The organism is Chryseobacterium urinae, from assembly GCF_030518295.1.
Classification (GTDB): Bacteria; Bacteroidota; Bacteroidia; order Flavobacteriales; family Weeksellaceae; genus Chryseobacterium; species Chryseobacterium mucoviscidosis.
In genome coordinates, this window is the sequence record NZ_JAULSJ010000012.1 from 1 (window position 1) to 26934 (window position 26934).

29 protein-coding genes, 1 pseudogene and 1 riboswitch are annotated in these 26934 nt (G+C 34.4%); of the genes and pseudogenes, 16 read left to right on the plus strand and 14 right to left on the minus strand.

Annotated features, from left to right (window positions below; translation table 11 throughout):
• Positions 1-87: 87 nt before the first annotated feature.
• Positions 88-263: riboswitch (cobalamin riboswitch) on the plus strand.
• A gap of 31 nt (positions 264-294) precedes the next feature.
• Entirely contained in the window at positions 295-2124 is a 1830-nt protein-coding gene (locus tag QWT87_RS09310) for a TonB-dependent receptor plug domain-containing protein (protein WP_302715809.1), read from the plus strand.
• Positions 2125-2140: 16 nt separating this feature from the next.
• Positions 2141-3187 carry a DUF5074 domain-containing protein gene (locus tag QWT87_RS09315; protein ID WP_185205054.1) on the plus strand — a complete coding sequence of 349 codons (1047 nt, stop codon included), beginning with the start codon at positions 2141-2143 and terminating at the stop codon, positions 3185-3187.
• A gap of 57 nt (positions 3188-3244) precedes the next feature.
• Here QWT87_RS09315 and QWT87_RS09320 read toward each other — a convergent pair whose 3' ends face one another.
• From QWT87_RS09320 to gldB, 13 genes and pseudogenes are all read right to left on the minus strand, one after another.
• Positions 3245-5032 carry a hypothetical protein gene (locus QWT87_RS09320; RefSeq protein WP_302715810.1) on the minus strand — a complete coding sequence of 596 codons (1788 nt, stop codon included), beginning with the start codon at positions 5030-5032 and terminating at the stop codon, positions 3245-3247.
• Positions 5033-5268: 236 nt separating this feature from the next.
• A complete protein-coding gene (locus QWT87_RS09325) occupies positions 5269-5589 on the minus strand; it encodes a hypothetical protein (protein WP_302715811.1) in 321 nt (106 codons plus the stop codon).
• Positions 5549-6592 carry a hypothetical protein gene (locus QWT87_RS09330; RefSeq protein WP_302715813.1) on the minus strand — a complete coding sequence of 348 codons (1044 nt, stop codon included), beginning with the start codon at positions 6590-6592 and terminating at the stop codon, positions 5549-5551. The genes QWT87_RS09325 and QWT87_RS09330 overlap by 41 nt, the downstream gene beginning before the upstream one ends.
• A 397-nt stretch (positions 6593-6989) precedes the next feature.
• The gene (locus QWT87_RS09335; protein WP_302715815.1) at positions 6990-8411 is read right to left on the minus strand and encodes a CCA tRNA nucleotidyltransferase; all 1422 of its coding nucleotides are present in this window, start codon (positions 8409-8411) and stop codon (positions 6990-6992) included.
• Positions 8412-8435: 24 nt separating this feature from the next.
• Positions 8436-8780: a nuclear transport factor 2 family protein gene (locus tag QWT87_RS09340; RefSeq protein WP_302715816.1), complete on the minus strand. Its 345-nt coding sequence runs from the start codon at positions 8778-8780 to the stop codon at positions 8436-8438.
• Between the two features lie 100 nt (positions 8781-8880).
• Complete coding sequence (locus QWT87_RS09345) at positions 8881-9429, minus strand: L-threonylcarbamoyladenylate synthase (protein WP_087709123.1); 549 nt, start codon at positions 9427-9429, stop codon at positions 8881-8883.
• A gap of 40 nt (positions 9430-9469) precedes the next feature.
• Complete coding sequence (locus QWT87_RS09350; protein ID WP_302715817.1) at positions 9470-9778, minus strand: GIY-YIG nuclease family protein; 309 nt, start codon at positions 9776-9778, stop codon at positions 9470-9472.
• A gap of 72 nt (positions 9779-9850) precedes the next feature.
• A complete protein-coding gene (locus QWT87_RS09355) occupies positions 9851-10354 on the minus strand; it encodes a DinB family protein (RefSeq protein ID WP_302715818.1) in 504 nt (167 codons plus the stop codon).
• Positions 10355-10441: 87 nt separating this feature from the next.
• On the minus strand, positions 10442-10882 hold the full coding sequence (locus QWT87_RS09360) for a GNAT family N-acetyltransferase (protein WP_302715820.1): 441 nt from the start codon (positions 10880-10882) through the stop codon (positions 10442-10444).
• Between the two features lie 61 nt (positions 10883-10943).
• Positions 10944-11423: a nuclear transport factor 2 family protein gene (locus QWT87_RS09365; RefSeq protein ID WP_302715821.1), complete on the minus strand. Its 480-nt coding sequence runs from the start codon at positions 11421-11423 to the stop codon at positions 10944-10946.
• A 377-nt stretch (positions 11424-11800) separates the two neighbouring features.
• A pseudogene (locus tag QWT87_RS09370) lies at positions 11801-12946 on the minus strand (cystathionine gamma-synthase); the annotation flags it as partial.
• Positions 12947-13027: 81 nt separating this feature from the next.
• Positions 13028-13354: a gliding motility protein GldC gene (gldC, locus tag QWT87_RS09375; RefSeq protein ID WP_076396489.1), complete on the minus strand. Its 327-nt coding sequence runs from the start codon at positions 13352-13354 to the stop codon at positions 13028-13030.
• A gap of 55 nt (positions 13355-13409) precedes the next feature.
• Positions 13410-14393, minus strand: a complete 984-nt coding sequence (gldB, locus tag QWT87_RS09380) for a gliding motility lipoprotein GldB (RefSeq protein ID WP_302715822.1) — start codon at positions 14391-14393, stop codon at positions 13410-13412.
• Positions 14394-14447: 54 nt separating this feature from the next.
• Between gldB and QWT87_RS09385 the strand changes: the two genes are divergently transcribed.
• The 7 genes from QWT87_RS09385 to QWT87_RS09415 all read left to right on the plus strand — a co-directional run bounded on the left by QWT87_RS09385 (position 14448) and on the right by QWT87_RS09415 (position 18811).
• Positions 14448-15083 (plus strand): leucine-rich repeat domain-containing protein, encoded by a 636-nt coding sequence (locus tag QWT87_RS09385; RefSeq protein ID WP_302715823.1) that lies wholly within the window; start codon positions 14448-14450, stop codon positions 15081-15083.
• Positions 15084-15089: 6 nt separating this feature from the next.
• Positions 15090-15617, plus strand: a complete 528-nt coding sequence (locus QWT87_RS09390; RefSeq protein WP_302715824.1) for a GNAT family N-acetyltransferase — start codon at positions 15090-15092, stop codon at positions 15615-15617.
• Positions 15618-15676: 59 nt separating this feature from the next.
• Positions 15677-16471 (plus strand): NAD(+) synthase, encoded by a 795-nt coding sequence (gene nadE, locus QWT87_RS09395; protein ID WP_076396483.1) that lies wholly within the window; start codon positions 15677-15679, stop codon positions 16469-16471.
• A 300-nt stretch (positions 16472-16771) separates the two neighbouring features.
• On the plus strand, positions 16772-17272 hold the full coding sequence (locus QWT87_RS09400; protein ID WP_302715826.1) for a ribonuclease domain-containing protein: 501 nt from the start codon (positions 16772-16774) through the stop codon (positions 17270-17272).
• The gene (locus QWT87_RS09405) at positions 17259-17648 is read left to right on the plus strand and encodes a GIY-YIG nuclease family protein (protein WP_337250574.1); all 390 of its coding nucleotides are present in this window, start codon (positions 17259-17261) and stop codon (positions 17646-17648) included. Before QWT87_RS09400 ends, QWT87_RS09405 begins: the two co-directional genes overlap by 14 nt.
• A 66-nt stretch (positions 17649-17714) precedes the next feature.
• Positions 17715-18026 carry a barstar family protein gene (locus tag QWT87_RS09410; protein WP_302715827.1) on the plus strand — a complete coding sequence of 104 codons (312 nt, stop codon included), beginning with the start codon at positions 17715-17717 and terminating at the stop codon, positions 18024-18026.
• 188 nt (positions 18027-18214) lie between these two features.
• The gene (locus QWT87_RS09415) at positions 18215-18811 is read left to right on the plus strand and encodes a Crp/Fnr family transcriptional regulator (RefSeq protein WP_302715828.1); all 597 of its coding nucleotides are present in this window, start codon (positions 18215-18217) and stop codon (positions 18809-18811) included.
• Positions 18812-18873: 62 nt separating this feature from the next.
• On the opposite strand, the gene pafA is transcribed toward QWT87_RS09415, so the two are convergent.
• Entirely contained in the window at positions 18874-20520 is a 1647-nt protein-coding gene (gene pafA / locus QWT87_RS09420) for an alkaline phosphatase PafA (protein ID WP_302715829.1), read from the minus strand.
• A gap of 99 nt (positions 20521-20619) precedes the next feature.
• Between pafA and QWT87_RS09425 the strand changes: the two genes are divergently transcribed.
• From QWT87_RS09425 to QWT87_RS09455, 7 genes are all read left to right on the plus strand, one after another.
• Positions 20620-21192, plus strand: a complete 573-nt coding sequence (locus QWT87_RS09425; RefSeq protein WP_407933585.1) for a DUF6896 domain-containing protein — start codon at positions 20620-20622, stop codon at positions 21190-21192.
• Positions 21193-21251: 59 nt separating this feature from the next.
• A complete protein-coding gene (locus QWT87_RS09430; RefSeq protein ID WP_302715831.1) occupies positions 21252-21575 on the plus strand; it encodes a hypothetical protein in 324 nt (107 codons plus the stop codon).
• A 3-nt stretch (positions 21576-21578) separates the two neighbouring features.
• Positions 21579-22115 (plus strand): GNAT family N-acetyltransferase, encoded by a 537-nt coding sequence (locus QWT87_RS09435; protein WP_302715832.1) that lies wholly within the window; start codon positions 21579-21581, stop codon positions 22113-22115.
• A gap of 172 nt (positions 22116-22287) precedes the next feature.
• Entirely contained in the window at positions 22288-23340 is a 1053-nt protein-coding gene (locus QWT87_RS09440) for a tetratricopeptide repeat protein (protein ID WP_302715834.1), read from the plus strand.
• A 280-nt stretch (positions 23341-23620) separates the two neighbouring features.
• Positions 23621-24583 carry an RDD family protein gene (locus QWT87_RS09445; RefSeq protein ID WP_302715835.1) on the plus strand — a complete coding sequence of 321 codons (963 nt, stop codon included), beginning with the start codon at positions 23621-23623 and terminating at the stop codon, positions 24581-24583.
• 70 nt (positions 24584-24653) lie between these two features.
• Positions 24654-25409: an ATP-grasp domain-containing protein gene (locus QWT87_RS09450; RefSeq protein WP_302715836.1), complete on the plus strand. Its 756-nt coding sequence runs from the start codon at positions 24654-24656 to the stop codon at positions 25407-25409.
• A 472-nt stretch (positions 25410-25881) separates the two neighbouring features.
• On the plus strand, positions 25882-26928 hold the full coding sequence (locus QWT87_RS09455; protein ID WP_116096120.1) for a C-type lectin-like domain-containing protein: 1047 nt from the start codon (positions 25882-25884) through the stop codon (positions 26926-26928).
• The last annotated feature ends 6 nt before the right edge of the window (positions 26929-26934 follow it).

The window sequence follows — 26934 nt, forward strand, 5'->3', positions numbered from 1 at the left end:
CTTGTTTTTTGTCTGCAACACAACAAATCATTGTTTTATTAAAAAGATACTTAATGGGTATTTTTTTTGTCAATAAATTAAAAAAGTTATCTTTGCAAAAATTTTGGTTTCCATTAATTTGGAATGAAAAGGGAATTGGGCGAAAATCCCAAACTGTCCCCGCAACTGTAAATCGCATATAAGATTTCTACGATAAACCACTGTGAAAACGGGAAGGTGTAGAAAGCGAAAGTCAGGAGACCTGCCAAAATGTAATCTTAAAAACATTGCTTTCGGAGGAAAAGTAAAATAGGAATGGCATTAAAAAGATCTTTAGTACTGCTTTTTGCATCATACGGTTGTTTTCTTTACGCGCAGGAGAAAACTATTGACACCGTTTATATTTTTGACAATCAGATGAATAAGGTAAAGCTTTTTCATCCGGTCACTACAATTACTCCCAAAGACATTGAAAAAAATTCCGCCAATCTTTCTGAGACGCTGCGTTTTCAGTCACCTGTTTATATTAAGGAAAATGGCCGCGGTGCGGTTTCTTCGCCTTCTTTCAGGGGAACAACGGCGCAGCAGACTGCTTTTGTGTGGAATGGGATTAACATCAATTCTGTTCTTTTAGGACAGGGAGATGTTAATAATATCGCGATTTTCGGTTATGATGCGCTTGAAGTGAAAGCTGGCGGCGGAAGTGTGGTTTACGGAAGCGGAGCAATAGGAGGAAGTATTCACCTTAACAATGAACTGAAATTTAATGAGGGTTTTCATGCAACTTTACATAGTGAAGTGGCTTCTTATGAGACGTTCCAGAATTATTTTAAAACTTCTTTCAGCAATGCGAATTTCAGTTTTAAGGCATCCGGAAATTATTTCATCAGTCAAAATAATTATGAGGTTCCTGAAAAGCAGTATATCAACCGAAACGGTAAATATTTTAACGGTACAGCGAACATTGGCTTCAGTTACAAAATTGCCCGAAATCAGAAAATTTCTTGGCAAAGCCAGTTGTATGATGCGGAACAGAATTATCCGATCTTCACGGAAAACGGCAATCGTACGAAATATGCAGCGCAGACTTTCCGAAGCCTTCTTACCCACGATATTAATTCAAAATCGATTTCAAACAGCCTGAAAGCGGCTTACACGGAAGAAAATTTCCAGTATTTCGGAGTTTTTGATGCTCCTAAAACCAGTGGCGGAACGGGAAAAATCCTGATTTTTAAAGATGATTTCAATTATTTCATCACGCCTAAACTGAATGTTAATCTTATCGGGGAGTTTCAGATCAATAAAGGAGAGGGCTATCAATCCGGAATTGAGAATGTAAGAAGAAATATTTATTCTGTTGCAGGATTGTTGAGATATTTCCCTACCCAAAAGCTGAGACTGGAAGCCGGAATCAAGAAGGATTTTATTGAAAATATAGAATCGCCTTTACTCTATTCTTTTTCAGGCAAATGGAAGGTTTCTGACTGGTATAGTTTAGGGGCAAGTTTTTCAAAGAATTTCAGGTTTCCTTCTTTTAATGATCTTTACTGGAATCCGGGTGGAAATTTAGATCTGAAATCTGAAACGTCTTTACAGACTGAAATGAGCCACGAATTGGCGTTCGGAAAATTCATGTTGAGTCTCACGCCTTATTACATGAAAATAGAGGATATGATCCAATGGGTTCCCACTTCTATGGGATATTGGTCACCAAGAAACGTAAGAAATGTTGAGTCTTATGGTCTTGAGTCTAAAATTGGATTTCAGCACAAGTTTTCTAAAGAACATTCTTTAAAAATAAATACGGGATACAGCTATACGAGATCTGTAGATCTTGAGACGAAAAATCAGCTGATGTATGTTCCTCTTCATAAGGTTTTCGGGAATGCAGATTATCAGTACCGATTTATGAATCTGTATGTTCAGGGAATGTTTACGGGTAAGACTTTTACCACTTCTGATGAGAATAACGATTATCTTATAAAACCATATTTCGTCCTGAATGCAGGATTGTCTGCAACTGTTGCCAAAAAGTATACTTTAGGATTGAGGGTAAATAATATTACCGACGAGATCTATGAAACGATGGCTTATTATCCTTTACCTAAAAGAAACTACAGTTTTTACATCAACTTAAATTTTTAAAATCAATTATTATATTATGAAATTCAACAGACTTTTTCAGCTTTTACTGGCTTTAATCCTTGTGATTAATGTTTCATGTAGTGATGATGAATATGTAATGCCGTCGCGAGGTGATTATGAAAACGGATATTTTATTGCGAATGAAGGGAACTTCGGAACACCTACAGCGAGTGTTTCTTTTATTTCTAAAGATCTTTCTGTATTGGAAAACGATATTTATAAGAAAAATAATAATGAAAATCTGGGTGATGTTTTGCAGACGATCACATTCAGTGATGACAGAGCTTTTTTGCTTCTGAACAATTCTAATAAAGTACAGGTTGTTAACCGTTATAATTTCAAAAAAACCGGAGAAATTACAGCACAATTGGATAATCCGAGATATATGACGATCAGCAACGGAAATCTTTATGTTTCCAACGATAAGTATAACGGAGGAAAATATGTGAATGTTTACAAGCTTTCTGATCTTTCTTTTGTGAAGAAAATTCCTTTCGCTTCCACTTCTACAGCGGAAAGAGTGGTAGAAGCAGGAGGAACGGTATTTGTGCAGAATGCTACTTACAGCTACGGAAGTACGCTTACAAGAATCAATACTTCAACCAATGAGATCATCAACACGGTTGCTGTTCCTAACGGTGAGATCGAAAAAACCATCAGTTACAATAACAATGTGTATGTAATTGCTTCAGGAGCATCTAATTCTTACATTTATGAAATTTCTCCTGCAGGAACCATTACAAAAACTACAACTTTAACCGGCATCGCCAATGCAAGAAATCTTGAAATTGATGGTGGAAAATATTACTTTACTTCTTCCAACAAGATTTATACAATGGATATGAATTCGACAACGGCTCCTTCTGCTCCTCTAATCAATAATTTTGTAGACGGAGGACAATATTTTACGCTGTATGGCTTCTCTGTAAAAGACGGAAAAATCTTTGCAGCCGATGTAAAAGGTTTTACCGCTCCATCTGAAGTTACAGTATATAACACTTCAGGAACAGTTCTGAAAAAATTCGTAACAGGAATCGGATCTAATGCCGCTTATATGAATTAATTTTTTTGAAATAATATTAAAAGATTACGGCGGAGCTTTCAGCTCCGCCGTAATCTTTTAACGCCTTGCCTTAAAGTAATCCTCAAAAAATTCGCATCCGCTCATCATATCTTCATACTGTCCTGCATATTTACTTTTAAGATCCTGGTAATATCTGTTTTTTTCGAGTCTTCTGTCTTCATAGTCATCGGATCGGGAAAAACGGTTCGCATTTTCCTCACCATTAAAATCATAATTATAATTTTCACACCTTCCCTGCATTCTGAGACATAACGCTTTGAATTTTTCAGTTTTCGCATTTTCCAAAGCTTTTCCGTAGTATAATTTTGCCAGACCAGCCGTATTAAATTCCTCATTATCTTCACGGATAGAAAAATTTCCTGCCGAACTTACAAAGTATCTTCTCATCATCCACGCATTCCCATACTGTGACATATTATAGTAACAGTTGGCAACCAGAAAATAGTAATAATCCCTGTCTTTTTCTTGTGGATTATTGGCTTTGCCGAGATATTCGATCAGTTTTTGAGTTACAGATAATTTGGTTACTCTGAATTTTTCCTTTTCCTGTATAAAATCCGGAGTATATTTTAGATGATAGAAAGGATTCTGATCAAAAATTTTACCTGAAGAAGAATAGCTGTCTTTTCCATCATTCTCCCAAAGTGTATTCTGTGCTTCATAATATTCTGCACCCAGTTTTTTAAATATATGTAAGGCTGAATTCAGTTTATTCTGTCTTATACATTTTGTTCCCAGAAGATCGTACAGATTATTAACCGACTGTTGTTTCATTTTAAAATTACTAAAAAACAAATCGTTTCCGGAATTTACTTTTTCAGTCTTTTTAATGAAACTCTGCACCTGTTCAGGAGAATAGACTGCATCGATGTAATTAAAATAATCTACAAAATAATCTCCGTAAGTATGACGGTCACTTTTTAACGATTTGAAATAAACCAGACTGTTTAACCTCTCATTCAGAGAAGCATACAAAAGTGCTGCATCGTCCGTATTTCCGAGATATTCCAGTTCTCTTCCCAGTGCAAAAATAAACCGTTCGTTTTTTCTGTTTTTAATGATAATTTCTTTTGCGGCAGCAGGAATTACAGCTTTTCCGTAAGTCTGATTTGCAAAAAGATTTAATGCCTTGATCTGCTCTGCATTTTCCCGGATTTTAGAATCTGCCGGCAACGTTTTTTCCAGATTATTGATTTGCTTCAGACTTTCAGAATAATTATTCGTCATAAACAAAAGTTCAGCTTTTGCAAACTTCCAGAAATCGGGATTCTGTACTTTCGATAAATCTGCGGAATTAATAAACTCTAAAAGTTCTTTTGCATATTCTCTGTCCGCTTCCACTCTTCCAAAGACATTTCTTACCGACTGATATTCCTGGTCATACTGAGAACTATATCCGGAATCCGGAATGGCTGGCTCAAACAAAGAATAATAAGGTGTAAAAATCCAGTCTTCCAGTTTACTGATCTCGCGTGACACCAAAAAACCCAGTCCGTCAAAATTAGAATTGCAGGCATAAATTTCTTTAAGATTATCAATATTTTTACCGGAATTGTAGATGCTGTACATCATTAAAACCCGGGCTTTATCTTTTGGATCATCTATCGATTGCAAGACCTCATCTTTTGATAATTTATGATCGAAAGCCTGCCATGAAACAAAATGCTTTTCGGGACATTTGGCAAAAACTCTGGCAAAGTAAATATTTTTAAGCCCCTGATTTTTCTCTTCGATTGCCTTAAAATACAAAGCCCAAATATCAATAATATCATTTGCTTCTTCCACAGAGAAATATTGAGCATAAGTCTTCGCCAAAGACTTCATATCCCCATTGTAAAAAGCGAGACGAACCGCAAGAAACGCATATCTTTTTCTGATCTCTGAATTTTTGGTTTTGGAAGCTAAAGCAATTGCCTGATTTAATAAAACTGTTCTCTTCTGAGCAGCTGTATTTTCATTTCTTTCCCACGGATCTTCCTGCCATGAATTGAAAAACTCACAGTTTTTGGCAAATTTCAGATAATTAACAGCTTCATTATCTTTAGCTGAATATAAATATTTTATAAAAGCGTTGCTGCTTTTTTCATTGATATCCGAAAACCATATTTTTCCAGAGCAAAATTAATTTCATCCAATGAAACTTTATTCTTACAGTATTTTCTCCAAAGAACTTCATTCTGCAAATCTTTAATTTCAATTTCTTCACCGTCATTATTATAGCCAAAATAAAGAGATGAATAGTAAAAAGACCGATATTCCTGATAAGAAAAGTTATCAGGATCAAGAAAATAAAACCGTACATCATCGCCGTAAGGATAAAATCCACACGCAAAAAACAGATTACTTAGTAAAGTCGCTATAAAAATGGCTGATCTCTTCATTGGTGTAATTATTTAACTGATTAGCATCTAAATGAAAAAGCGATACGGTAATTTCTTTATCCAGCTTTATATTTTTCCTGATTAATGCAATAGCTTTATTGATTTGTTCTGGTGTAATTTCTTCATATTTGATCTTATCTCCTACTCTCAGATAATCCTTATAATCAATCACGGTATCTTTTGTTACTTCGTACCACAATGGTTTTGTTTCTTTCAGTACTTTTTTCAGATCATTTCCGTTATATAAAACTCCTTTAAACTGATTGTTCTGATAAAACTGCATCCAGGAATATAAAGGAAGCGCAATATCCATATGCAGCGGATATTTTTTCTTTGTATTGAGATAACTTTCCATCTCTTTAAGATCTAAAATTGAATTTTTAGAATCATCCGCCAAAGGATTGATTAAATTATAGCACATTAATGTAACTTTATCAACTGGTGGAACTCCCATTTTTTCAGGATATTTGTATGGATACAATCTCAGGGTAACAGAAATTTCCTTTTGGGATATCGGCTTTAATTTTTTCAGAAAGTAAAAATATCTGCCTTTTGTAGAAGCTGTCCAGTCACAATCGATCTGAATTTCATTAATGGCAATGGAATCAAACTTTTCATTGGTGAATTTGTTGATAAGAAAGTTAACATTGTCTGCCAGTTTATCAAGATCCTTTTCCGAACTTTTTTTAAATACAATATTTTTAATGTAAACAGTCGGGATAACAGTGTATTTTTTTGGTAAATTTTCTTCGCAGTAAGATGATAACCTTACATTGGTTTTTGAAATCGGAAAACTTCCCATCGCTTCGTTGTAATCGACTTCAAAATATTTTACATACAGCTTTTCGACATTCTGCTGTTCAAGCATATTTTTTTCGGGAACAGAAACTTCAGAATACGTATCTGTTTTCCAATAGTAAAAGGCATTATGAACTTTTTCCACTTTATTTTCACAGGAAAGAATAAGGAAAAGAAGAGGGAGAACTAAAAAGATTTTTTTCACCAGTAAAATTTTAAATAGGTTACAATTGAAGTAAAACATTTCCGCAAATGTAACTACAAAACCAATATCTTTTTAAGAATTCATTAACGTTTTATTAAGATTTTATTTTTGATAGTAAATTCCTCAAAATAAAAATTTCAATGATCCCAATAAACCACCAAACAGGAAACCTGAAATAGGTATAAAGCAATGTAAAATTATCAACAATGGGCTGATCTTTTGTCGCTTTTTCAATTTCAAAATCAACAGATAAAAGCGGAATAACAAATCCAAAAAATAAAAACGCAACCAGATATAAAATCCAGTTGCGTTTTTTAATTATTTTAAATTTCCAGACAACAATGTTAAAAAGGAAAATCAATACTAAAATAATATAATCAAATGTCCCGAAAAGCATTTAGGCAAGTGTCAATCCCAGTTTTTCCGCTTCAGCAATCACAAAAGTTCTCGCTTCCTCGCTGTCGTTTCCAATTTCGCCTTCCAGAATGGCTTCCTTCACTTTTTCCTTTAAAATTCCGATCTCGCGACCCGGTTTTAAATTAAACATTGCCATAATTTCTTCTCCTGAAATTGGTGGCTGGAAATTCCTTACCTGATCTTTTTCCTCAACTTCTTTAATCTTAACAGCAACATATTCAAAATTTTTCTTGAATTTCTCCTGCTTTTTAGAATTTTTGGTCGTAATATCGGCTTTACAAAGAGTGAAAAGATCTTCCATATTTTCTCCTGCATCAAACAGTAATCTTCGCAATGCAGAATCCGAAGCATCATCGGTAATTAAAGCAATCGGTCGAGACGAAAGTTTTACCATCTTCTGAACATATTTCATGTCCGGACCTAAAGGCAGTTTCAGTCTCTGGAATAATGTTTTTACCATTTTTGAGCCTAAAAACTCGTGTCCGTGGAATGTCCATCCTGTTCCTTCAACGAATTTTTTGGTCGGTGCTTTTCCGATGTCGTGAAGCAATGCAGACCAACGAAGCCACAAATTTTCCGTGTTTTCAGAAATATTGTCTACCACTTCCAAAGTATGGTAAAAATTGTCTTTATGGGTTTGTCCTTCCACTTCTTCTACTCCTTTCAGATCAATCAGTTCAGGAATAATTAATTTCATCAGACCCGTCTGTTCCATTAATTTAAGACCAATAGATGGCTTTTTGGAAAGCATGATTTTATTAAATTCCACCATGATTCTTTCCATCGAAACAATTTTTATTCTTTCCGCTTCCTGCTTAATGGCTTCCAAAGAATTTTCTTCGATCTGAAACTGAAGCGTAGAAGCAAAACGGATGGCTCTCATCATCCTCAAAGGATCATCAGAATAGGTTTGTGCAGGTTCCAGAGGCGTTCTTAAAATTCCTTTTTCCAGATCATCTACTCCATTGAAGGGATCGATTAGTTCACCAAAATTATCCTGATTTAACGAAATTGCCATGGCATTCACCGTAAAATCTCTTCTTTTCTGGTCGTCCTCAATGGTTCCCCCTTCCACTTCCGGTTTACGGCTGTTTTCGGTATAACTTTCTTTTCTCGCCCCTACAAATTCAAGCTCAAGGTCTTTGTATTTGATCATCGCTGTCCCATACGTTTTGAAAACCGAAACTTTCATTTTCAGATCAATTTCTTTTCCTACGTTTTGGGCAAGCTCAATACCGCTTTGTTCGGTCACAAAATCAATATCCGTTGATGCTTTTCTTTTCATCAAAAGATCGCGTACGTAGCCTCCGACTACATACACAGACTGATTGTTTCGGGCTGCAACCTCCGAAATGATTTTGAAAAGTTTTAAATTTTTATTTTGAGTAAGGTTAATTTTCATTTTGTAATACACTAATGCCGCTCATTAATCGTAATGAGCATACATTTTATTAATTTTTCCATCTTCATTAAAAAACATCACTTCCATCGCATGTTTATCCATAATGGATTTGTAAAATAAAGCCACAGAATCTACTCCTGCCGTAGATTTTATAAGTTCGAAGTGAAGATCAGGATATTTTTCCAATGCTGTCTTCCAATATTCGCGAACATCAGATTTTCCTTTTAAAGAACTTTCTTCTCCTCCTGTTGCTAATTTTATCATCGGCGTCACTATCTCTATATCATCCGAATAATGAGAAAAAATGACATCCAGATCGTGGGAATTCCATGCTTTAATCCATTCTTCAGCAAACTTTTGATGATCCATCACAATTGTTTTAAAATTGAAGTTTTGCAAAGATAAAACTAAAAAAAGAAATCCTGCCGATACGGATGAATAAGACTTTAAAATATATGATAAAGGTCGATTATTCTCTCAGAACTTTTATCCTGTTGTCGCTCCAGACTTTTATTACCGACGAACCCGAATATTTTGAAACTTTTTCGCGGTCTTCTTCTACTGCATAGTCTACAAGATCAATCATTTCAGGAGAAATATCCGAGAACTTCAAAGGACTTTTTTCACCGCTGAAATTGGCAGAAGTAGAAACCAAAGGTTTGTTGAGTTTTGTAATCAGTTTTTTGCAGAAGTCATTTTTTACCAGACGGATTCCAATGCTTCCGTCTTCAGCCAACAATTCTTTTGGCAATCCTCTCGGGTTTTCATAAACAATTGTTACAGGCTTTTCGCTAAGATCAATAATTTCCCAAGCCATTTCCGGAACATCAACCAAATCCTGTAATCTTTTTTCAGATTCCACCAAGATGATCATGGATTTGTTTTTTTCCCGTTTTTTGATGTCAAATATTTTGTTTACGGCTTCTATATTTGTGGCGTCACAGCCAATTCCCCAAATGGTATCTGTTGGGTAAAGAATTGTTCCGCCGGATTTTAAAATTTCTATTATTTTTTCCATTGTTTTCTGTCATTGCGAGGAGCGAAGCGACGAAGCAATCTCAAAAAGGATTGATAATATCTGTAATTTCTTCTGTTAGATCTCTCCACTCCGAATTAATTGAATTTTTTAAATCAATTTTTTTCTGTCTCGAACCTGCTTTAATTTGTTCTTCTCTAAAAATAGCATCTCCTATTTCCTGAAATGATTCCCAATAGACAAGTTTGTCAATATTATATTTAGAGGTAAAACTTAGTTCAAAAATATTTTCTTTATGCTGATAAATTCTTTTTGGTAAATTTGATGTTACCCCAGTGTAAAGAACCGTATTATTTTTATTGGTCATAATATAAACAAAGCCTGGTTTCATTTGTGTTCATCTTTAAAATTATGAGATTGCTTCGTCGCTTCGCTCCTCGCAATGACATAAAATTAAAAAACTTTACAACTTCGGCAAATATCTTTCCTCAATAATATTCAGATGATGAATATTATGACCAACAATCAATTTTCCGATAGTTTCGGCAGAAATCTGGTTTCCGTTGGCGGATCCTACATTTTTTAAGGCTTCGGAATTTGCAGTTTCTAAAAGAATCTGAGACGATTTTCTGATCAGTTGATATTCTTCCAATAATGAACTTAGTGTTCTTTCATTCGCGAAAGACTGTTTAGCGTACAATTCATCATCAAAACCCGGCAATTCATTTTGGTCGCCTCTCGCAAAAGCCAGTATTCTGTACTGAAAGATTCTTTCGGTATCGGATAAATGCAGAAGGAGTTCTTTCAGCGTCCATTTTCCTTCCGCGTAGGCAAAAAGAGATTGTTCTTCTGAAAGTTCAGAATAAATTTCAACCGTATTTTCTCCGGATCTTTTCAGTTCTTCCAGCCAGTTTTCTGAAGGAATTAAGTCTAAATATCTTTGAACGTATTTTTGAAAATCAGTCATATTTAATGAATAATAAGTAATTGGTAATGAGTAATATTTTAGTAACAATTAAGATTTCTTAAACTGTTACTCTGGTAAATTGTTACGTTATGAAATCTTCCATTCGTAAAAATTCACTTCATCGTAGATTTCGAATCCGCAGCTTGGGTAAAGCTTGTTTCCGATATCATTGGATTTTCCGGTTTCAAGAAGAATTCCGGCGGCATCGGTTGATTTTGCAAGTTCTTTGGATGCTTCAATCAGTTGTTTTGAAAATCCTTTTCCCCGATAATTTTCATTCACATACAAATCATTCAAAAGCCAGTATCTTTTCATTCTTGTGGAGGAAAATAACGGATACAACTGAACAAAACCGACTAATTTCCCTTCATTTTCGGCAACAAAAATTTCGGAATCATTATTTTCAATTCTTTCTGTTAAAAATTTTTCCGCAGCAGGAATATCGGAATCTTTATGATAAAAGATCCTGTACTGATCGAACAGTTCAGCTAATTGCTGTACATCTGCAAGTTGGGCTTTTCTTGTCATAATGGGAGTTTAAAACTTTGTCAAAGCACAAAAAAACTTCATAAAGCTTTAACAAAGTAGATTATAAATGATGGTCGTAGCTGAGAACGCGCTTCATTTTCCAGTCTTTTCCGTCCAGAATCCAGAGAATGGTAAATTTTGCACGGCTTCCCTTGTTCCATTTTCCGTTGTAAAATTCGGCAAAATCATGTTCTCCTTCCTGAATAAAAGCATACAGAACATTATTGTTGTACAAAGGATATACTTTCATGGAATTTGGAATCAGTTCGCGTTTCACTTTGTTGGGGCCGCCACAAATATTATTTTTAATGGAGGCTTTGAAGGCTTCTTTTCCAGAAGTAATTCCGCCTTTATCGTGGTAGAATTCCAAGTCTTCGCTTACGATAGAATCATAATGAGAAAGATCGCATTTATTGAATCCGACATCGAATATCAGACTGTCTAATTTTTTCACCGTTTTGTACAGTTCGTCGGTATTTTTAACCTGAGAAAAAGCAATCTGGCTTACCATTAACAGGAATAAAATCTGGATCTTTCTCATTATGTTTTTATTTTAAAATGTTGTTCAACACTCTGTCATTCTGACGTTAGGAAGAATCTTTTTTAATAAATTTTTGAATTTCTATTCCAACGTTTGTCATTCCGCAGGAATCTTGGCTCTAATTTTTTCAAGCGACTTTCTAACACTATCTAAAGATCCTTTCAGGATGACAAACTTTAATTGTATTTTTCAAATACTGAAAGAATTGACTACAATCCTAGCCACGATTGCAACGGCATCCTTTTGTGAAGCAAAGCGTAGCAAAAGATATAGTGGAAAGCGGGAAATAGCTCCAAAAATTTAAATAAATTCTATTTAGATTCTTAACTCCAATCCGTTCTACACAGAATGGCAAAGTGTTATAAATTGTTTTTAAACTAAGAAAAAGCTCTTTCCAGATCTGCGATAAGATCTTCTGCATCTTCGATTCCTACGCTTAAACGAACCAAATCGTCTGTAATTCCCAATTCTGCACGTTTTTCTGCAGGAATGGAAGCATGAGTCATCAAAGCAGGATGATTGGCAAGAGATTCTACTCCACCCAAAGATTCGGCTAAAGTGAATACTTTTACTCTTTCTAAAAATCTGATGGCATCTTCTTTTTTACCTGATTTAAAAGTGAACGAAACCATGCCCCCGAAATCTTTCATCTGAGATTTTGCCAGTTCGTGTTGCGGATGAGATTCTAATCCCGGATAAATCACCTGATCTACAGCAGGATGAGACTCAAGGTATTTCGCTACCGCCATTCCGTTTTCAGAATGTCTCTGAACTCTTAAAGCCAGTGTTTTAATTCCTCTCAACACCAAATAAGAATCGTGAGGTCCCAAAATTCCTCCGCTTGCAAACTGAATGAAGTGTAGTTTTTCTCCAAGTTCCGCATCTTTAGCCACTAAAGCTCCCGCAATAACATCGGAGTGACCTCCTAAGTATTTTGTTGCAGAATGCATGGCGATATCGGCTCCCAAATCAATCGGTCTCTGAAGATAAGGTGTTGCAAAAGTATTATCCACTGCAACAAGAATATCTTTTCCTTTTGCCACTTCAACAACTGCTTTAATATCAACCAGTTTCATCAAAGGATTGGTTGGCGTTTCAATCCAGATTAGTTTTGTTTTATCTGTAATTACGTCATTGATTTTAGAAACATCATCAAAATTCACGAAGGTAAATTTCAACTGATATTTTTCGAAAAGTCTGGTGAACATTCTGTACGTTCCTCCGTACAAATCGTCTACTGCAACCACTTCATCTCCCGGATTTAATAATTTTAAAACACAGTCGATTGCCGCCAAACCGGAACCGAAAGCTAAACCTCTCGCTCCGTTTTCGATGCTTGCCAAAGAGTCTTCCAAAGCCTGTCTCGTAGGGTTTGCCGCTCTTGAATACTCGTAACCGGAATGTACTCCCGGACTTTTCTGTGCGAAGGTAGACGTTAAAAATACAGGTACATTCACAGAACCCGTTGCAGATTCGTGATGCTGTCCTCCGTGTATTACTTTTGTATTGAAATTCATTGTTTTATATTTTTGATTTGAAGCTGGATGATGGAAGCTGGATGCTTTTGTAAACTTCCAACATCAGGCTTCCGTCATCCCGCTTTTTTACATTTTTATCGCCGATTTTACTGCGAACTCTTCTGCCATCTGCTCCAACCATTGTGCCACATCTTCTTCACCTGTTGCTCTTTGGTAGGTATTTCCCATAGAAACAAGCACCTGATGAATGAACATTTTCATCTGATCCACCGGCATTTCTTTTGTCCAGAGATCAATTCTCAAAGCTTCCATATTTTTTTCGTCCCAAACGGAGATCATGGTTGCTTTTGTTTCTTCTTTTTCAATTCCGCCGTCCTGTGCATTCCAGGTGATATTTTCCGGAATGTGGTTTTCATCCAGTTCTACATCTATCGTAATCTGAGTTTTTCTCATAATTTTCTATTTATTCTACTATATATTGTTTGCCAAATATTTTACATTCAGCGTATTATTTTACTTTCGGTTTATAGCCCGACTGGTTAAAGATCACCGTTGCATCCAATCCTAGGAAATCCTGAAGTTTGGTTTCCGGTTTCTGCTTCAGATATTCTTTACAGATCTGCCATCCTGTGAATATGGCAATCTGCGGAGAAGATTCGTTATCAATTTCCGTATAAAATTTCGAGAATGGTCCCGGAGCGATAAAACGGTCTTCCAGTCTATGATCATCCCCAAAGATGATATTATTTTCCACGAAATAATTCCAGATGTTAGCTTCGTTGGAAACTGCCCATTCATACTGCTTCTGGGTGTAGTTCATTTTCAGATATTCCGGATATGTGGGTAAAAAAGCGTCTTTAAGAATCATGATTTTACCGTTGAGAATCATCATATCTATAAATTTCTGATGATCCGGAGATTCTTTCACAAAACCTTCCGCGAAAATCTGCGCGACTTTCGGAACAATATTATTCGGGTTCATGGATTTCTGGAAGTACATTTCCAAACCTTTATAATTGGGATTTCCGTCTCCCATAAAGCCTGTCATATCAATAAAAAGCTGATTTCCTTTGGCATCATAAAAAATAGGATCCTGAACCATCTGCAAAGCCGATGAAAACAAAAATACTTTCGGACTTTTAAATGCTGGAAAATAAAATTTGATGTGCGAAAACAAATCCTGAAGATCGGTCTGCAATTTTTTCTGATCTATTTTTGCGGTAGCCTCTTTGTAAATTTTAATTTCTTCAGGATCTGCTCTTCTTTTGGCAAAATCTGCATCGCTTACCGTTCCCTGAAACCAAGGAAATTTAGCTTTAAAGCTTTCCGATGAAACATTCGGATCGTAAAGTTCTTTGGAAATATCTGTAATTTCTACTTTTTCCGCCGGACTTGTAATTTCTACGTTCCATTGATTCTGAGATTCTTTTTTGCAGGAATTCAATCCTAAAATTAATACTAAAGAAAGTGCAGTAATTCTGAAAATCTTCATACTTTTACATGAAATTTAAGTGTACAAAAATACGGATTTAAACATAATGTACTGATGAAAAATAAAATAATTCCGATCCTCATTCTTATTTTCTCTGCATCCGGTTTTTACAGTCAAAGCCTTATTTTTAAAGATAAAAATCTTGAAAAAGCGGTGATTGAAAATTTTGATCTGAACAAAGACGGAAAAATAAATCAGTTTGAAGCCGACAGGATTGAAAATTTATTTTTAGTGAATAAAGGGATTACCAATACCGAAGATCTGCCTTATTTTAAAAATACTAAAATGATCGTACTGGATGATAACAGCATTGTAAATCTTTCCCTGAAAAATATGGATCATCTGCAGCTTTTTTCGTGTACAGGATGTAAAATTTTAAATTTTAAGGCAGAAAATCTAAAAATTCTGGCTTCACTGTATCTCGACAACAACCAGATTGAAAATATTTCGCTGAAAACTACGCCCAGAATTGATCAATTAACCGTATCTTTAAATAAAATAAAGACCATTGATCTAAGCTCGCTTAAATATCTTAAAAAGCTAAATCTTGAGCATAATCAGATTCAAAAACTGGATATTTCCGCAAATATCAATCTGGAAACCTTAAACGTGATGAAAAATCCGATCAAGGAAACAGACATTAAAAAAGGAGCAGCCAATGTAACGGTTTTTGGATTTCAGCAACAGTAATTTTTTATGTATTTAGAAACACAAAGACTTATTCTGAGAAAATTTGAAGAAACAGATGCAGAACGTCTGTTTCTCCTCGACTCCGATCCTGAAGTGATGAAATACATAGGAGTACCTCCTCTTTCCGACATCAGCGAATCTGAAAATGTGATTAAAATGATTCAGCAGCAATATCTTGATAACGGTGTCGGAAGACTCGCTGTAATTGAAAAAGAAAGCGGACTGCTGATCGGCTGGAGCGGACTGAAATTAATTACTCAGGAAATAAACGGCTACAACAATATTTACGATCTCGGATATCGTTTCATTCCTGTATACTGGGGAAAAGGTTATGCGCTGGAATCGGCAAAAGCTTCGCTTGATTTTGGATTTAATGATCTGAAAGCTGAAACCATTTATGCTCATACCCATTCTGAAAACGAAGGTTCCAATCATATTTTAAGAAAATTAGGCTTTGAAAAAACCGGCGAATTCACCGAACCGGACGGAATTTGCTTCTGGTATGAACTTCAACATCAAAATTACATCAAATAAACATTCAGAATTTTTAATTTTGAATTCCTTTACATAAAAACAGACAAAAAATATAAACAATGCAGACACAAAAAGTTATAGATCATATTGTAAACTGGCTGAAAGATTATGCCGTAAAAGCAAAAGTAAACGGATATGTAATCGGAGTTTCGGGAGGTGTGGATTCGGGTGTAGTTTCTACTCTTTGTGCGATGACAGGGCTTGAAGTTCTTGCGCTGGAAATGCCGATCCGTCAAAAAGCCGATCAGGTAAACAGAGCGAAGGATCATATTGAGGATCTGAAAAAGAAATTTCCAAACGTAAAATCTGAAACCGTTAACTTAACTCCTGTTTTCGAAAGTTTTGAAAATATTGTCAGCGCACATTCAGAAGGAAATCCCAATAACAATCTGGCTCTTGCGAATACAAGATCACGTTTCAGAATGCTTAATTTATATTATTTCGGTCAGCTTCACGGACTTTTAGTGTGCGGAACAGGAAATAAAGTGGAAGATTTCGGAATTGGTTTCTACACCAAATACGGCGACGGCGGTGTAGATGTTTCTCCAATCGCGGATCTTTATAAAACGGAAGTTTACGAATTAGCTAGAGCTTTAAATTTAATTGAAAGCATTCAGAATGCAATTCCTACGGACGGACTTTGGGATGCAGAAAGAACGGACGAAGACCAAATCGGGGCAACCTATCCTGAACTGGAAAAAATTCAGAAAGAATACGGAACAAAAACAGCAGAAGATTACGAAGGCAGAGACAAAGAAGTTTTCCAGATTTTCGACAGAATGCATAAAGCGGCAAAACATAAAATGGTTCCGATCCCGATCTGCGATATTCCGGAAGACTGGAGAGCTAATTAATTTAACAATATATCAGTCTAACAATGTAACAATGAATTGTTACATTGTTAGATTGGTACATTAAAGTTGTTAAAACTATTTCAGAATTAACCGTAAAAGTGACAAAAGATGAACTAAACTTTTATTTAAAGTTGATCATTATAAATGAAAAAGTTCACAATAGTTTTTAAAAATCTTTGATTTTTATTCTTTTGAGCGCTTTGATTATTATAGAAATTCGCTTTAAGATTGTCTTTTGTTACTTTTGCGGTTTAATAAAAGTTTAAACAAACTTATTGTTACATTTTTTAATTTAATACTATGAATGGTAAAATAAGATCTGTCTTTTTCATTTGTTTAGGGCTTCTTTTCGGGATGTCTGTAATGTACGTTTATAATAACTTTATTGCGGATAAAAAGGAAAATTCCTCGAAAGATCCAAGAATTGAATACAGCAGTTCTGAGATTTCAGGCTCGGCATATTCGAGTCAGGAATCTATCGATCAGCTGACGGAAGAAAAAAGGGTTATTGCTTATGTTAAAAAAAATCATCAGCTTCCGGAATATTACATAACTAAAAATGAAGCAAGAAAGATGGGCTGGAATCCAGCCAAAGGAAATTTGTGTAAGGTTTTGCCGGGAAAAGCAATTGGCGGAGATTACTTCAGCAACAGGGAAAGAACATTGCCTGAAGGTGAAAAGTATTTTGAAGCGGATGTAAACTATCATTGCGGAAACAGAAATGCAGACCGGATTGTTTTCACGAAAGACGGTGATGTTTATCTGACTAAAAACCATTATAAGAGTTTTGAAAAGCAATAGTTGTTGGTCATTGCGAGGAACGAAGAGAGCCTGTGCTGAGCGAGTCGAAGTAAAGCAATCTAAAAATGTGAAAGTAGGTTTTATTTACATTATGACTAATCAAAACAACACGACTCTATATACAGGAGTTACTTCAGACTTACCCAAACGCGTTCAACAACATAAGGAAAATCATTATCAACAAAGTTTTACTGCAAAATATAATTTACATAAATTAGTTTATTGGGAAGCATTTCAGGAAATTGGAGATGCGATTTTTAGAGAAAAGCAAATAAAAGCTGGATCTCGGCAAGACAAGTTAGATTTAATTAATTCATTCAATCCTGAATGGAAAGATTTAATTGAAGACATTAGAGATATTATGAATCCTTATTGAGATTGCTTCGTCGCTTAGCTCCTCGCAATGACTTACGCTCACTGATTTAAAATTAAAAATAAAGTTATGAGTACAATATATATAGATTTTACGGACATCGGAGATTATGAAGATTTCTATGCCCAACTGAAAGAAAAGATCAAACTTCCTGAGCATTTCGGAGATAATCTGGATGCACTTTCTGATGTGATTACAGGAGAACTGGAAATGCCCCTTCACATTGAGTTTGTAAATATGACGGTCGATCAGCTGGAAACTTTTGAAGATCTTCTTCTCACACTTGAAGATGCTGAGGAAGAAATAGAAGACTTCACTTTCACTTATTTCCTCGAACAGTATGAAGATGATGAAGACGATCTGAACGAAGAGGAAGAATAAAACAATATACAGCCCGCAGATTAATCTGCGGTTTTTTTATGCATTAAAGTTTAATCTTAAAAAAGTACCAATAGCAATGATTCATTTCTTAAAATCAAGGCATATTTAAGGCATCTGTGTGGTATTAATAAATTTTCAATACACTTCACAAATTGTTAACTTTAGATCAAATTAATAATAAAAAACTTATGATCATTTGTGAAAACCTTTTGTTTTCTCATGGCGCTGAACTGCAACACTATAATTCCGGCGATTATGTTTTTAAGGAAGAAAGCACTCCGAAATATTATATGCAGATAAAAACCGGAACAGTAAAAATAAGCAGCTTTTTGGAAGACGGCAAAGAATTTATTCACGGGATTCCTTTCGATGGTCATTGCCTCGCCGAAACGTATATTTTCCACAATAAAAAGTATGCTGTAAGCGGAGTTGCAATTACAGATTGTGAAATCATCAGACTTGAAAAAAATAAATTCTTACAACTTTTATTAGAAAAACCTGAACTTCTTCTCACTATGTATTCTTACACCGCAGACCGTATGCGTTACAGACACATCACTGCTGCACCGTTTTCGTTCAGAGATCCGATTACAAAGCTTACTCTTATTATGTCTCATGTAAAAGCTCATTTTGGTTTTGAAGAACAATTTTCCTTTGTGATTCCTTATACAAGACAGCAATTAGCCTCCCTCACAGGAATGCGGATAGAAACCGTAATCCGTGCAATTAAAAAAATGGAACAGCAGAATATGGTAAAGATCGACAACAGTAAAATTTATATTTAAAAAACAAAAAAATCCTTAACCAAAAAGTTAAGGATTTTATCATTTATCTTTAAAGGAAAGTACTATTTTCCAATCACTTCCGTAATCGGATTTCCTACATTTCCGCTTGGAAACTGAATTTTAAGCAATGAAGAAACGGTAGGTGCAATATCGGTCATGAAGTACGCTTTATTGCTTTCACCATGTTGAATTCCCCATCCCATAAATATTAAAGGAATATGTGAGTCGTAAGAATTCCATACACTGTGCGTTGTCCCTGTTTTTGAATATGGAGGAAGCATGGAATCATGTGAAATCAACTGAATATCACCACTTCTCTGCCTGTTGATCCCGTTAATAATTCTCTGCTTAATCGGTTCCGGAATAGAAGCTTCCGAAACTTTATTTACCGGAACAGCATACAAATCTGAAGGATCACTCTCAATTTCTTTTACGGTGAAATCTACAACGTCTTCTAATTTAATATTATTTTCTTTGAGTAATTTCCTGTCGAAATAAATCTGGTAATTATCCACTGCATTGATCAGTTTATCAACCCCGAATTTTTCTTTTAATTTAAGATTGACGTTTTTATCCATTCCGTCTCCGAAGAAACCTGTCGTGATTTTATGTTCCTGTAAGAATCCTACAGAATGGGCACCACCATGATCTGCCGAAAGAAAAACAGTGTACTGTCCTTTTCCTACTTTGGAATCCAGATAACTGAAAAACTGGGCTAAATCTTTATCAAGTCGTAAATAAACATCTTCCACTTCGATGGAATTCGGACCAAATTTATGTCCTGCATAATCCGTCGATGCCAAATTGATGGCTAACATATCCACAATATCGTCTCCTCCTAACTTTTCACCTTCTATTGCGGCTTCCGCTAATTTCAGTGTCAGTGTATTCCCAAATGGTGTGTAACGGATATTGTCTTTTTTAGCCTGATAATCAGCTGCTAAATTACTGTAAGGAAAAGTAGGTGTTTTGGCACTTCCCAGCAATCCTTCCCATGAAGAATTATCAGGTGAACTTTCTGTGTACTGATCAATCGGAAGCAAAGTATTCCAACCGTTGGCAACCAATTTATCAGGTAAATCCTGAGAATTGAAGGTTTTTACCCACTGCGGAAGATCATTCATATACCAGGAACTTGTGATAAAGTCTCCTGTGGAATCATCAAACCAGAACGCTCCGTTCGGTGTGTGTCCTGCCGGTAAAATGGAAGCTCTGTCTTTTAAAGAAACGCCGATTACTTTTCCCTGAAAGTTGGTGGCAAGTCTCAATTCATCGGTAACCGTTGTCGACCATAGATTTTTCGGAGAATGACTTCCTACTTTGACGTTGGCTGTTCCTACAGGCTTTACACTTTCATCTGTGGTACAGTAGACATTTTGCCCGGTTTCCTTATCCGTCCAGTCGTTTCCTGCGATTCCGTGAATTGCCGGAACTGAACCTGTGTAGATACAAGTGTGCCCTAAAGCTGTAACGGTAGGAACGTAAGGAATATGAACGTTATTTAATGAATATCCTGTATTTAAAAGTCTTTTGAAGCCGTCGTTACCGTATTTGTTATAAAAACGGTATAAATAATCCCACCTCATCTGATCCACTACTAAACCTACTACCAGTTTTGGTCTTTCCAACTGAGAATTTTTGTTCTTCTGCGCATTGATTGTAATGACGGACAAAAAAGCAGCCGCCGCAACCGAAATTTTCCTAAGCATCCAGTAAAATTTTTATTGACCACAAATTTAAGGGTTTTGAAAGTTTTGATGTGTGAAATTTTATTTAAATTTGATTAAATAACTTTCATATCATCCTTAATGACAGACGAAGAAATTCGGTTTCATCAAAAATTCTTTGAAAACTGCGCAAAGGACTATCGGAATTTGGCAAAAGACCTTGTTCTTCAACTTACAGAAATCAAAAAGATTAAACTTAATGAAGATTTTCCTTTTCTCACATTTAACAAAATGAAAGGAAATCAAAAATTAAGTCGAGGAAAAATCTTAGATTGGAATTTTTTTATTCACGGCTATCACTGCCATTTTATTAATACAAAAACGAAACAGGAAGTAGAAGCACCATTTATGTTCGGAATGGATTTTGGTGACCTTGATCCTTATTTCTTTTTATTATTTATTGAAACAAATCCTGCCTATAAACCTCTCCCCTTCAACATTGAAGATAAATTCAAGGATGGCGAAAAAGTTTTGAAAGTCATGCTTGAATTAGGTTTGTTTGAGAAAATAAGTTCAAATATTAAAAATCATTCTGGGATTGCGGTAAAAGACAGAGACAAAATAGAAATTAAACTTTTTAATGAAGAAAAGTATCTATCTAAACAAGATGTTAAATTTAGCATTCTAAACCTATTCAGATTCAAAAGATTTTAATTAGCTTTGAAATTAACGTAAAAAATACAACTTATTGCATCTCAAAAACATTTCTAATCATGAAAATTATCAGACCTCTTCTTTTTTCGGTATCTCTGTTGCTATTCGGTTGGCTGTTCATCAGCAATATCAACCTCATTAATGTTGCAGCAACGCTGAATGAAGCCGAAATCAATTCTGAAGTGGGAAAGGTAAATGCTTTCAGTAATATAGATGAGCTTAAGGAATTTACCATTGAAAAGATCAATTATCTGGAAGTGATTCGGGAAAGATTTTCGGAAAATGCCATGATACGAATTGTTGTGATTTCCGTTCTTGTTATGATTCAGATTTTGCTGTACGCCACAAAAAGCAGATTTCATGCCCAGAATTCTAAATTTTAATTCATGGAAATCAGAAAACTAAAAATATTTGAAGAAAATTTCATTCCTGATCCTGATTATAAAAGCTACGAAACTGAAAAGATTTTTGTGGTTTCAACCATCGAAACCGCAAATTCTTTTGAATTTAATCTGAGAGAAAAAAATCAATATTATCAAAAGATATGTAAAACAGAACTTCATGATATTGAATATTTAAACGCAGTGGTACAGCAAGGTCATTCTTTCGGAATTTTTGAAAATGAAGAACTTATTGGATGGATCATCTGTGATTATAGAGGGAAAAATAACAGTCTTTTTATTCAGAATTTGTGGATTCATAAAAAGTTCAGAAAACAAAATATCGGGAGATTGCTGATCAAAAATATCAACCGTGAAGCCCGGAATCTGCAATGCAGAATTGTGGAAGCGGAACTTAGCAATACCAATTATCCTGCAATAAAATTTTTTCTGAAAACCGGATTTCAATTTACAGGAATTAATACAAAATTATACAGCAACTCAACTGAAACGGCTTTGTTTATGAGCTTTGATTTGATTTAATTAATCTTTATTTTCTATTAAAATATAAGTTATCCACGATTAACTAATAGAATTTTTTTTAGAATGGTATGACTAATGATTACTATACATCAATGTTGGGAAAAACCTTAGATTATTTAGTTCTTTTTTAATATTATGTAAAAAAATGTAGTTTTGAAAAAAATTAGATTCCATGAAAACTATCTTATTGATACTACTTATCTCTTTTCAGATTTTTAATGCTCAGAAAAGAGAATTCAAATGTGAAAAAGTTTATGATGCTGTAGAACTTATCGACCAATCCAAATTTGATGAAGCTATTAATATTTTAAAGGAATGCGAAAAGATTGATCCTTCGGATTATACATATCCTTATGAGATTGCTTATGCATTGCTTCAGAAAAAAGATTACAAAAATGCTATTTCACAACTTGAAAAAATAAAAAGCTACTCTACGATCCAAGCCGATTACTATCAGCTTTTAGGGAATACGTACGACTATGATAATAACCCTAAAAAAGCTATTGCAACTTATGATGAAGGTCTCAAAAAATTTCCAAATTCAGGAAGACTGCATCTGGAAAAAGGAGTAATGTACGAATATGAACAACCTGAAGAAGCTATTAAAATATATGAGAAAGGAATCAGGGTGGATCCAACATATCCTTCAAACTACTACAGAGTATCGAATCTATATTTAAAATCTGATAATAAATTGCCGGGTCTCATTTACGGAGAAATTTTTGTAAATCTTGAAAGAACTACAAAAAGAACTCAGGAAATGAGTGAAAAGCTTTATAAGACTTATAAAAATGCAATTGATATAAAAGATGAAAAATCCAGCACGATATCGTTGTGTAAAGTAATTTCTGTAGATGTTAATTCCTTAAATAAAAATAAAGTTCCATTCTGTATGATGTTTGAAGCGAGTATGATGCTTTCAAGTTTAGGTGAGAAAGAATTTACCTATGAAAGTTTTACGAAAATTCGAAAGAACTTTTTAAAAGAATATTCTACACGAATCAAAAAAAGTTATCCAAACGTTCTTATGGATTATTTTAAGAAAATGGAAGATCAGAAAGTTTTTGATGCTTACAATCATTATGTATTTCAAATAGGTGATGAACAGGCTTTCGCAGCTTGGAAAGAAAAAAATGAAGAAGAATATCAAAAATTTGCTGATTGGTATACGAAGGACGAAAATAAGCTAAAGATTGACAAAACGAATCTTTATATTGTAGAATAACCAAAATGTAATTTTATTCAAGTAGAAAAAGAATATACCAAGCCAGATATTATAAATTTTATTCTTTTTTAAACTTTAATTTAAATAAAAATTACTTGAATAAGCAATTTAAGAAATATCAACAACCATTTATCTGATAATGATTTAAAAATTATTAATCAAAAATTTTACAAAGAAAATTCTTTATGATTAATAGACGTAATCGGAATAACCGATGATGATAATTTTTTGAATAAAGCTTTTAATTTAGCTACTTTTGCTTAAATAAACTATTTCAAACATGGAAAACAATTTATTCTTATCCAAATTTTGGACGAGAATCTGGGCATTACTTATTGATACAATTATTCTTGGTATTTTTGGGTTTTTATTAGGTCTGGTTTTTAAAGACTTTTTTATATCACTTGGAGAAAGTGCAAAATTAATCGGTTGGACAATCTCATTAGCTTATTATACAATTTTAAATTCTAAATTATACGAGGGCGGTACTTTTGGAAAAAAAATAATGAAAATTCAGGTAACAGATATCAAAGGAAATTGTATTGATATCAAAACTTCTTTCATCAGATCATTAATTTTTACAGCGCCATTTTTTCTTAACGGCTTTAAAATTCCCGGATCAGATACATTCTCTGTTATTGCAATTATTCAGGGGATTATTATTTTTACCTTAGGACTTGGTATTATTGTATTTTACATTTTCAATAAAGAGACCCGGCAATCTGTTCATGATATTGTCGCAAAAACGTATGTTGTTCAGGACTATAGAAATAATGAGATTAGTTTCATGCCGAAAATACGAAAGCTACCTTTTTACATTACTGGTGCAATATTAGCAATAACTATTGGAGTTTCTGCTTACAGTTTAATCGCTATTACAAAAATTTCAAAATTGATTCCTGTGCATAAAGAGATTTTGGAGCAAGACAATATTAGCAATGCTTCTGTTAACATGAATTACACTCCTATTACAGACAATCAAGGTAATAAGCGTTTTGTGTATACAGTAACTGTCTACGTCAATAAAAATTTACAAATTACTCAGAATAATATTAATGAGCAGTTCCATAATCCGGAGCTGATGCAAACTGTAAAAACATTTATCAACAGTAACGCATATGATTCTGACAATGACATTCTGAATGTTGTAGTGGTTTCCGGATACGATATTGGAATAGCCAAGCAATATAAATCATTCAATTTTTATAAACCTGTCTCCGAATGGAAAAAAATATCAGAATAGTATGATAAACTATAAAAACGTGCTCAAAGAACACGTTTTTCTTTTATCTTTATAAAAAATAGTTTCTATAATGATTACAAAAGCTTACATTCAGGAGTACGGCAATGGTAAAACAGAACCTGAATTTCTGGAGGTAAGAACTGTTTTGGAATCAAGAGGAGTTGACTGCGAATTTTTTACCATCAAAAAATTACATCGAAATCACATCCAGCTTAGTGAAGAAACGCTGATTTTCGGAGATCACTCAGCAATGGTATATATTTTCAAAATATTGGGAATCAATTCATTCACCTCATCTTACCCTCAAAGTTTAAGGCATTATTTAAAGCGAAGTGTTTGGGAAACAACTGTGAAAAAACTCATGATGCAAAGTCATGAACAATCTTTAAACACTTTTGTAAAACCGAAATTTAAAACCAAGCTTTTCACAGGATTTGTCATCAATTCACAACATGATCTTCTCCGCCTTGAATCATTTTCAAAAGAGACGGCGTTATTCTGTTCATCTGCTGTTGAATGGCTTTCTGAGTTTCGGGTTTTCGTAAATCATTCTGAAATCGTCGGAATAAAAAATTACAGCGGAGAGAGAAATCTTAAACCGAACATGGACACGGTAAAAACTGCCATTAAAGATTTTGAAAATTCAGATGAAAGAACGAAGGCATACGGAATTGATTTCGGAATTCTGAAAAGCGGAGAAACTGCATTATTTGAGTGGAATGACGGCTTTGCATTGGGTTCTTATGGTTTGGAAAAGGATATTTATACGGATCTTTTAATAAACAGATGGAAAGAACTCTTTAGCATTTCAAACCTTAATTTATAGAGTTATTTTTATTTATCCTTTATTATTAAACTCAACCGCTTTTAAGTTCGGAATGGTGTTTAAATTTATCTAATCTTTAATTTCACTCAGCTCAAATTCCATTTTTTTGACAGTAAAAATTGCGGACAGTTATTTTCAGATAAAAAACAAACATCAATATTTTCTTATTTTTCACTGAATTCTTTAGTAAAAAAAGCACTTTTAACAGGTTTAAAATTAAAAAAATACAGATTTCATATTTAATACATAAATAATTACATTTAAATTATTTACATCTTTTATATTATATGATTAATAAAAAGGTCGTAAAAAAGCACATTTTTGACATTTTCACAAATTCAAAAAATAGTGATTTAACATAATTAAATACACTTTTTTGTGAATTAAACAAACATTTATAATAAAATAACTAATAAAATATTAATAATTTATCATATTATTTATATATTTACAATTGTAAAAAAATATGATAATGAAAAACAAATTTATTTCAGTAATAAGTCTGGGTATTGTATTTATTTGTAATGCACAAGTTGGAATTAATACAAGCAATCCTGCAAGCACACTCGACATTAAAGGATCTTTTGCAACACCTTACAAAGCCGTAACGGCAACCACCTATTCATTATTAAATTCAGATCACTATTTAGACTACAGAGGAACCTCTGCTGCTGTGTGGACTCTTCCGGCAGCTTTAGCATCACCGGCAACTTTCGGAGGAAGAATCTATGAAATCCGTAACGGAAGTAATTTTGATGTAACAATTAATCTTAGTGGTACGGAAAAAATAGATGTTTCCACCACAGCGGTCAATCAGTCTGGTTTTACGATTCCCGCAGGATATTATGCAACTGTTAAAAATACAGGGCTCACCTCCGGAACAACCTGGGTTGTAACACTTCTTACCACAGGCAATAGCAGTTCTGCAAATTCTACAGGTTTCAGTACATCAATTTTAGGGTACATTCCTGTTAAAACTTCTCAGAGAGCGGTTCCGGCAACCTTTGGAGGAGTTTCCGTTACAGAAAGAGGATGTAAAAAATGGTCCGGAACAGGAGCAAATGGTCATACATATTGCGCTTATCAGTTGGGAGGTGCAAAAAACTTCTACGACACATTTACTTTTGCAAAACAAGTGGGAGGATATATTTCTACAATTACTTCCAATGCGGAAAGAACATTTATTTACAACAATCTTTTATCAAATACAACAGGCTACTCGCTTAATAACAGCATCTGGATAGGCTATAACAAGGTGGCGTATCCCGGTAACAGCAATCAGTTCACATGGATCACCGGAGAAGACTGGACGATCGACTGGACGACCTCTCCAAATTCAACCCCGCAAAACTTCTTTGCAACCGGGGAACCCAACAACAGCGGAGGAACGGAAGGCTCATGCCATATTTTCCCAACTTCCGTCAACAGTTCAAGACAATGGAATGATCTTACAGGAAGTCTTACGGTAAGCGGAGGTGTGAGTTTTGATCAGGTTATTTTAGAATTTAATGAAGACTAAACAATA

Coding starts and splice junctions, on each gene's coding strand:
- QWT87_RS09320 (WP_302715810.1), bottom strand. CDS start 5,032: ATGAAGTCTTTGGCGAAGACTTATGCTCAATATTTCTCTGTGGAAGAA.
- QWT87_RS09440 (WP_302715834.1), top strand. CDS start 22,288: ATGAAAACTATCTTATTGATACTACTTATCTCTTTTCAGATTTTTAAT.
- QWT87_RS09435 (WP_302715832.1), top strand. CDS start 21,579: ATGGAAATCAGAAAACTAAAAATATTTGAAGAAAATTTCATTCCTGAT.
- QWT87_RS09315 (WP_185205054.1), top strand. CDS start 2,141: ATGAAATTCAACAGACTTTTTCAGCTTTTACTGGCTTTAATCCTTGTG.
- QWT87_RS09365 (WP_302715821.1), bottom strand. CDS start 11,423: ATGAGAAAGATCCAGATTTTATTCCTGTTAATGGTAAGCCAGATTGCT.
- QWT87_RS09390 (WP_302715824.1), top strand. CDS start 15,090: ATGTATTTAGAAACACAAAGACTTATTCTGAGAAAATTTGAAGAAACA.
- gldC (WP_076396489.1), bottom strand. CDS start 13,354: ATGAGAAAAACTCAGATTACGATAGATGTAGAACTGGATGAAAACCAC.
- QWT87_RS09415 (WP_302715828.1), top strand. CDS start 18,215: ATGATCATTTGTGAAAACCTTTTGTTTTCTCATGGCGCTGAACTGCAA.
- QWT87_RS09360 (WP_302715820.1), bottom strand. CDS start 10,882: ATGACAAGAAAAGCCCAACTTGCAGATGTACAGCAATTAGCTGAACTG.
- QWT87_RS09335 (WP_302715815.1), bottom strand. CDS start 8,411: ATGAAAATTAACCTTACTCAAAATAAAAATTTAAAACTTTTCAAAATC.
- QWT87_RS09400 (WP_302715826.1), top strand. CDS start 16,772: ATGAATGGTAAAATAAGATCTGTCTTTTTCATTTGTTTAGGGCTTCTT.
- QWT87_RS09455 (WP_116096120.1), top strand. CDS start 25,882: ATGAAAAACAAATTTATTTCAGTAATAAGTCTGGGTATTGTATTTATT.
- QWT87_RS09325 (WP_302715811.1), bottom strand. CDS start 5,589: ATGAAGAGATCAGCCATTTTTATAGCGACTTTACTAAGTAATCTGTTT.
- QWT87_RS09310 (WP_302715809.1), top strand. CDS start 295: ATGGCATTAAAAAGATCTTTAGTACTGCTTTTTGCATCATACGGTTGT.
- QWT87_RS09450 (WP_302715836.1), top strand. CDS start 24,654: ATGATTACAAAAGCTTACATTCAGGAGTACGGCAATGGTAAAACAGAA.
- gldB (WP_302715822.1), bottom strand. CDS start 14,393: ATGAAGATTTTCAGAATTACTGCACTTTCTTTAGTATTAATTTTAGGA.
- QWT87_RS09425 (WP_407933585.1), top strand. CDS start 20,620: ATGACAGACGAAGAAATTCGGTTTCATCAAAAATTCTTTGAAAACTGC.
- nadE (WP_076396483.1), top strand. CDS start 15,677: ATGCAGACACAAAAAGTTATAGATCATATTGTAAACTGGCTGAAAGAT.
- QWT87_RS09430 (WP_302715831.1), top strand. CDS start 21,252: ATGAAAATTATCAGACCTCTTCTTTTTTCGGTATCTCTGTTGCTATTC.
- QWT87_RS09345 (WP_087709123.1), bottom strand. CDS start 9,429: ATGGAAAAAATAATAGAAATTTTAAAATCCGGCGGAACAATTCTTTAC.
- QWT87_RS09355 (WP_302715818.1), bottom strand. CDS start 10,354: ATGACTGATTTTCAAAAATACGTTCAAAGATATTTAGACTTAATTCCT.
- QWT87_RS09340 (WP_302715816.1), bottom strand. CDS start 8,780: ATGGATCATCAAAAGTTTGCTGAAGAATGGATTAAAGCATGGAATTCC.
- QWT87_RS09445 (WP_302715835.1), top strand. CDS start 23,621: ATGGAAAACAATTTATTCTTATCCAAATTTTGGACGAGAATCTGGGCA.
- QWT87_RS09350 (WP_302715817.1), bottom strand. CDS start 9,778: ATGAAACCAGGCTTTGTTTATATTATGACCAATAAAAATAATACGGTT.
- QWT87_RS09410 (WP_302715827.1), top strand. CDS start 17,715: ATGAGTACAATATATATAGATTTTACGGACATCGGAGATTATGAAGAT.
- pafA (WP_302715829.1), bottom strand. CDS start 20,520: ATGCTTAGGAAAATTTCGGTTGCGGCGGCTGCTTTTTTGTCCGTCATT.
- QWT87_RS09385 (WP_302715823.1), top strand. CDS start 14,448: ATGAAAAATAAAATAATTCCGATCCTCATTCTTATTTTCTCTGCATCC.